This is a genomic window from Gordonia aichiensis, from assembly GCF_039946255.1.
GTDB classification, from domain to species: domain Bacteria; phylum Actinomycetota; class Actinomycetes; order Mycobacteriales; family Mycobacteriaceae; genus Gordonia; species Gordonia aichiensis_A.
This window is the reverse complement of sequence record NZ_JBCDWL010000041.1, coordinates 1-1,052: the sequence shown is the minus strand read 5'-3', so window position 1 is coordinate 1,052 and position 1,052 is coordinate 1. Positions and strand designations below refer to the sequence as shown.

At 54.5% G+C, this 1,052-nt stretch carries 1 rRNA gene; it reads left to right on the top strand.

From position 1 onward, the window contains the following. Positions 1-238 precede the first annotated feature (238 nt). A 16S ribosomal RNA gene (locus AAFO60_RS20790) occupies positions 239-1,052 on the top strand; the annotation flags it as partial.

Below are 1,052 nucleotides of genomic sequence, written 5' to 3'. Positions count from 1 at the left end.
TTGTTGCTGGGTTGGTGCTGGTGGGTGTGTGTTCTTTGAGAACTCGATAGTGTGTTTTGGATTTTCTTGTGCCACATTATTTTTGTTTTGTGGCGTGGGAGATTTTGGACAGAGTGCTTGCCGGCCCTTGTGGGGTTGGTGAGTGTATTTTTGGATGATTTTTACCATGTCAGTTTTTTGGATTTGGTCAGGTTCTATTTTTCTGGCTTTGTGTTGAAACTTTTTGTTTCTGCATTTTTTGTTGGAGAGTTTGATCCTGGCTCAGGACGAACGCTGGCGGCGTGCTTAACACATGCAAGTCGAACGGAAAGGCCCCTTCGGGGGTACTCGAGTGGCGAACGGGTGAGTAACACGTGGGTGATCTGCCCTGGACTCTGGGATAAGCCTGGGAAACTGGGTCTAATACCGGATATGACCTCGCATCGCATGGTGTGGGGTGGAAAGCTTTTGCGGTTCAGGATGGGCCCGCGGCCTATCAGCTTGTTGGTGGGGTAATGGCCTACCAAGGCGACGACGGGTAGCCGACCTGAGAGGGTGATCGGCCACACTGGGACTGAGACACGGCCCAGACTCCTACGGGAGGCAGCAGTGGGGAATATTGCACAATGGGCGCAAGCCTGATGCAGCGACGCCGCGTGAGGGATGACGGCCTTCGGGTTGTAAACCTCTTTCGCCAGGGACGAAGCGCAAGTGACGGTACCTGGAGAAGAAGCACCGGCCAACTACGTGCCAGCAGCCGCGGTAATACGTAGGGTGCGAGCGTTGTCCGGAATTACTGGGCGTAAAGAGCTCGTAGGCGGTTTGTCGCGTCGTCTGTGAAATTCTGCAACTCAATTGCAGGCGTGCAGGCGATACGGGCAGACTTGAGTACTACAGGGGAGACTGGAATTCCTGGTGTAGCGGTGAAATGCGCAGATATCAGGAGGAACACCGGTGGCGAAGGCGGGTCTCTGGGTAGTAACTGACGCTGAGGAGCGAAAGCGTGGGGAGCGAACAGGATTAGATACCCTGGTAGTCCACGCCGTAAACGGTGGGTACTAGGTGTGGGTTCC